5 protein-coding genes are annotated in these 4,918 nt (G+C 52.6%); 2 read left to right on the forward strand and 3 right to left on the reverse strand.

Annotated features, from left to right (window positions below):
• Positions 1–1,561 (forward strand): TRCF domain-containing protein (locus B2R29_RS05025; RefSeq protein WP_301180063.1); only part of this gene is annotated, 1,561 nt, incomplete at its 5' end.
• Positions 1,558–2,532 (forward strand): CsiV family protein, encoded by a 975-nt coding sequence (locus tag B2R29_RS05030; RefSeq protein WP_301180064.1) that lies wholly within the window; start codon positions 1,558–1,560, stop codon positions 2,530–2,532. The genes B2R29_RS05025 and B2R29_RS05030, both read left to right, overlap by 4 nt.
• On the opposite strand, the gene B2R29_RS05035 is transcribed toward B2R29_RS05030, so the two are convergent.
• The 3 genes from B2R29_RS05035 to B2R29_RS05045 are packed head-to-tail and all read right to left on the reverse strand — an operon-like array spanning position 2,521 to position 4,884.
• A complete protein-coding gene (locus B2R29_RS05035) occupies positions 2,521–3,273 on the reverse strand; it encodes an S-methyl-5'-thioinosine phosphorylase (RefSeq protein WP_301180065.1) in 753 nt (250 codons plus the stop codon). The genes B2R29_RS05030 and B2R29_RS05035 overlap by 12 nt on opposite strands.
• A complete protein-coding gene (gene nagZ, locus B2R29_RS05040; RefSeq protein WP_301180066.1) occupies positions 3,270–4,361 on the reverse strand; it encodes a beta-N-acetylhexosaminidase in 1,092 nt (363 codons plus the stop codon). The genes B2R29_RS05035 and nagZ overlap by 4 nt, the downstream gene beginning before the upstream one ends.
• A gap of 4 nt (positions 4,362–4,365) precedes the next feature.
• The gene (locus B2R29_RS05045) at positions 4,366–4,884 is read right to left on the reverse strand and encodes a L,D-transpeptidase (protein ID WP_301180231.1); all 519 of its coding nucleotides are present in this window, start codon (positions 4,882–4,884) and stop codon (positions 4,366–4,368) included.
• Between the last annotated feature and the right edge of the window lie 34 nt (positions 4,885–4,918).

The following is a 4,918-nucleotide window of genomic DNA, read 5'->3' on the forward strand; positions in this document are numbered from 1 at the left end:
TGTTGGTTTTGGTAAAACTGAAGTCGCCATGCGCGCCGCTTTTATGGCGGTTCAGAGTGGCAAACAAGTCGCGGTTCTGGTGCCCACCACCCTGCTTGCTCAGCAGCATTATCAGAACTTTGCCGACCGCTTTGCCGAATGGCCGGTCAAAGTCGATGTGCTGTCGCGTTTTAAATCCGCGAAAGAAACTCAAGCCGCCCTCGACCGTATGCTTGAGGGTAAAACCGACATTGTCGTGGGTACGCACAAGCTGCTGCAGAAAGATGTGAAATTTGATCATCTGGGCTTGTTGATCATTGATGAAGAACACCGCTTTGGTGTCGCCCAGAAAGAGAAAATCAAAGCTCTCAGAGCTGAAGTCGATATTCTCACCTTAACCGCCACGCCGATTCCGCGCACCTTGAACATGGCGATGGCGAGTATCCGGGATCTGTCGATCATCGCCACACCTCCGGCCAAACGTCTGAGCGTGAAGACCTTTATTCGCCAGCAGGATGACACCGTTACCAAAGAAGCGGTTCTGCGTGAAATTCTGCGTGGTGGTCAGGTGTATTACCTGCATAACGAAGTAAAGAGCATCGAAAAAACCGCACGCGAGCTCAGCGAAGCCATCCCTGAGGCACGTATTGGTGTCGCCCATGGTCAGATGTCAGAGCGCGAACTCGAAAGCGTGATGAGCGATTTCTACCACAAGCGTTTCAATATGCTGGTATGTACCACCATCATCGAAACCGGTATCGACATCCCGTCAGCAAACACCATCATTATTGAGCGTGCGGATAAGTTCGGTCTGGCGCAGCTTCACCAGCTACGAGGCCGTGTTGGTCGCTCGCATCACCAAGCGTATGCGTATCTGCTGACGCCACCACCGAAGCAGCTCACCAAAGATGCTGAAAAACGTCTGGATGCCATTGGCGCATCACAAGACCTGGGCGCAGGCTTTATGCTTGCGACACACGACCTTGAAATCCGTGGCGCCGGTGAACTATTAGGCGATGAGCAGTCAGGCCAGATTGAGACCATTGGTTTCACGCTTTATATGGAAATGCTTGAGCAGGCGGTCAATGCCATTCGCGCGGGTAAAGAGCCGTCCGTTGACCTGGCAGCGACCCACGGCGCCGATGTAAATCTGCACATTCCGGCCTTGATTCCGGATGACTACCTGCCGGACGTGAACAGCCGCCTGACCTTATATAAACGCATTGCCAGTGCGAAAGACGATCATCAACTGAAAGAGCTTCAGGTCGAAATGATCGACCGCTTCGGCCTGCTGCCGGATCAGGTGAAGAACCTTTTCCGGATTGCATCACTCAAATTCAAATTGCAGCCGCTCGGCGTTGCCCGACTGGATGCCAACGACAGTACTGGCAAAATTGAATTCAGCCGTGATACCGAGATAAACCCATTCACTCTGATCAAGCTGGTGCAGACGCGCCCGGATGCCTATAAACTGGATGACGGTAATTCGCTACGTTTCTACGCTAATATGGAAACGCTCGACCAGCGTTTCCGCACCATTGATCAACTTCTGACTGATTTACAGAAGGACCCGAATTCGTGAAAACCCTCTCTGCCCTGCTTTCTGCGGGCCTGACACTGAGCATGCTGCCCAGCGTTGTAAACGCGACAGAATACTATCGTGTCGAAGTTATGCTGTTCACTTATCTCGACGAAAACAGTGCTCGTGAGGAGCACTGGCCTCTGCTGAAGGAGCGCGCACTCGCGGAAGAAGCAGCCATCCAGGCAGCACTGGAAGAGGAAGCATCACCGGACGCCGAAACAGAGACGGCTGGCGGCGCCACTAATGATGCACTTCAGATTTCTGAAGACCAATCGTCAGATCTCACAAGCGATACGGCAGAGGAGATGAACACTGAGGAAGAAGGCACTGAGAACGCCTCACCTGTGACGCTTCTCGACGATCTCGAATTCGAAAACGCAGCCAATCGTTTTGGCTATCGTAGCGACATGAAAATAGTCTGGCACCAGGCCTGGGTTGAAGAGCTTCAGGACTCAGCCAACGCCTATGATCACGAAGTCGCTGGCAGTTACGAGGAAGAAAACTTCCGTATCGAAGTCAGCGGCAGCCTGAACCTGTATCGCAGTCGCTACATCCATATCCGCCCTGACCTTGAAGTTGACCAGCTGATATTCACCATCCCCGATGAAGCACCGCTCTCTGACGAACCTGCCGACGCTACCGAAGATGGTGTCATGACCATGGCTGTCACCCCTGAGACCATGAATAATTCAGACGCCCTGCCCGGCACCGAAGGTCAGATGATGATTGTTCCATCGAATGAAGGGCTGACCAATGAACCAGTTACCGAGCCAGAGCCTGAATGGATTCCTTTACGCGCAGCGAAAATTGAACGCAGTCGTCGTATGCGCAGTGGTGAAGTGCATTATCTGGATCATCCCCTGCTGGGCATGGTAGTGAAGGTAACGCCTTGGGAAGAGCCGGAAGAATCACAAGAAGAAGCCCCAGAGAATGGGGCCTCGGAAGAAAATACAGTCAATTCAGATCAGTGATAACGAGGCAGCGATAATATCGCGAACTTCACTCATACCTGAGTCGATCACCGCACGGATCTCATCCATGGTAATCAGGTCGTCGCTCTTACCGGCGGCCGGATTAACCACCAGGCAGATACTCGCATACGGTATGCCTAACTCCCGGGCCAGTGCAGCCTCAGGCATCCCAGTCATACCGACCAGATCACATCCGTCTTTTTCGAGGCGGTTAATCTCAGCAATGGTTTCTAACCTTGGCCCCTGCGTCGCTGCGTACACACCGAAATCAAGCGCATCGATTGAACACTTAGCGGACGCTTTAACCAGCGCCTGGCGTAGCGGCTCATCGTAGGGATGGGTCAGATCAATATGTTCAAGCGGACGGTATTCACCATCAAAAAAAGTACTTTCCCGTCCCCAGGTGTAATCAACGACCTGATGAGGAATGACTATTTTGCCAGAGCCCATGTCCGGATGAATACCGCCCACAGCGTTGACCGCAATAATGTGCGTGACGCCCTGTGCCTGCAACGCCAGGAGATTCGCCCGATAATTGATTTTATGCGGTGGAACTTTGTGAGGGTGTCCATGACGCGCAAGAAATACGACCTCCTGTTCACGCCAGCGCCCGATTGAGATCGGTGAAGATGGATGCCCAAGCTCCGTGGTAACAGACAATGTCTGCCTGATATCAGGCCCATCAAGCTCAGTTAAACCAGTGCCGCCAATAACAGCAATTTTAACAGTCGTTGTGCTCACAGATTATCGTCTCTGATAAGTTGATAAGAACCCAGCAGCCTGCGTACTGCGGAAATATCGTCTTCCCCAAGAACGACGCCGTTGCTGTCAGGTTTTAAATATTCGAGTGTTAGAGCGCCAGTCCCGGCTCGGTATAAGTCAGATACCGCACTGACGACATCTTTGGCTGCGTCCCGGTTATTACAGACCACCAATGCGTTGGCTCCGGCCTGAGCGGCGGCAATAGACCGCTGGTAAAAATCCCCTCCACTGGCAGCACCTTCCATCGACAGGTCATCACTGAAAATGATGCCTTTGAAGCCGAGCTGCCCGCGCAGAATGCTCTGTAACCAGGTCGGAGAAAAACCCGCAGTGTTGTCAGCATCGACGGCAGGATACACCACATGGGCTGGCATGATGCCCTGAATTACGTCTTCGCTGATCAGGGTTTTAAACGGCGCGATGTCCGCTTCCAATGCTTCAGAAGGGCGCGGGTCAACGGGTAACTCCAGGTGAGAGTCTGCCTCAACGGCTCCGTGTCCCGGGAAGTGCTTTCCGACCGCAGTCATGCCCACAGTTGCAAGCCCCTCACTCCAGGCTCGGGCCAACGCAGTAACCGCATCCACTGTGTGTCCAAAAGCCCGATCACCAATAACTTGTGAAAGATCCCGTTCAACATCCAGAACCGGGGCAAAGGTCAGATCAACGCCATGAGCGATTAATTCTGAGGCCAGGAGTTGACCGCCCTTGCGAGCGAGTTCGAGCGCCTTTTCTGGCGATTCCGCAAAGATCGCTTCATAACGAATCATGGGTTCAAACAAGGTAAACCCGGCGCGAAAACGCTGCACACGGCCCCCTTCCTGATCCACCGTAAGCAGAAGATCAGGCCTGAGCGCCTTTATCTCAGCGGTCAAGGCTTTCAATTGTTCTGGCGATTCGTAATTTCGAGCAAAGAATATCAGCCCGGCAATTTCAGGCTGTTTTAGAAAATTTCGATCTTCAGCAGACAGTGCAGTACCTTCAATGTCGGTAATAACACCGACATCCTGCGATAAGGCACTCGGAACTGCATCACAATCAGGTAAAGAAACGGAAGTCTCAGGCATCATACTCTCACAAATTTATGCACGAAATACGCTGAAAACTGGCGGCCTGAATCCACACCCGTGTCCCCGCTTGAATGCGCTCCGCCATATCCACTACATCTCTGTTCCGCATACGGATGCAGCCATGAGACAAGGGTTTGCCCATAGGTTCAGTATCCGGCGTACCGTGGATATAGATAAAACGACGCTGGGAATCGACGTTACCAAAGCGATTCAGCCCACTTTCCAACCCCTGAAGCCAGAGAATACGCGAAAGAATCCAGTCCCGTTCTGGGTGTTCTGCTGCCAGCGCTGAAGAATAGATTTCGCCAGTTGGACGCCGACCACGAAAGACAGCATTGATCGGTTGATCACGGCCGATGACAGCACAAATCCGGTGCCAACCTCTTGGTGTACAGCCACTGCCCTCTTGCTCACCTATGCCATTCAGCGCAGTGGATATCGGGTATTCAGTGATGCCATCGCGCTCAGTCAGGCGAAGAATCTGATCTTCGACGGAAATTTCGATAAATGGAAGGTCGGACATCTTCTTAGCGCGTTCCTTTTGGCGCGTTCCTTCA

This window comes from Thalassolituus sp. UBA3500 (assembly GCF_002377545.1).
Lineage (GTDB): Bacteria > Pseudomonadota > Gammaproteobacteria > Pseudomonadales > Oceanobacteraceae > Thalassolituus.

Bases quoted from the DNA above. Each gene is read 5' to 3' on its own strand.
- nagZ (WP_301180066.1), bottom strand. From the start codon at position 4,361: ATGATGCCTGAGACTTCCGTTTCTTTACCTGATTGTGATGCAGTTCCG.
- B2R29_RS05045 (WP_301180231.1), bottom strand. From the start codon at position 4,884: ATGTCCGACCTTCCATTTATCGAAATTTCCGTCGAAGATCAGATTCTT.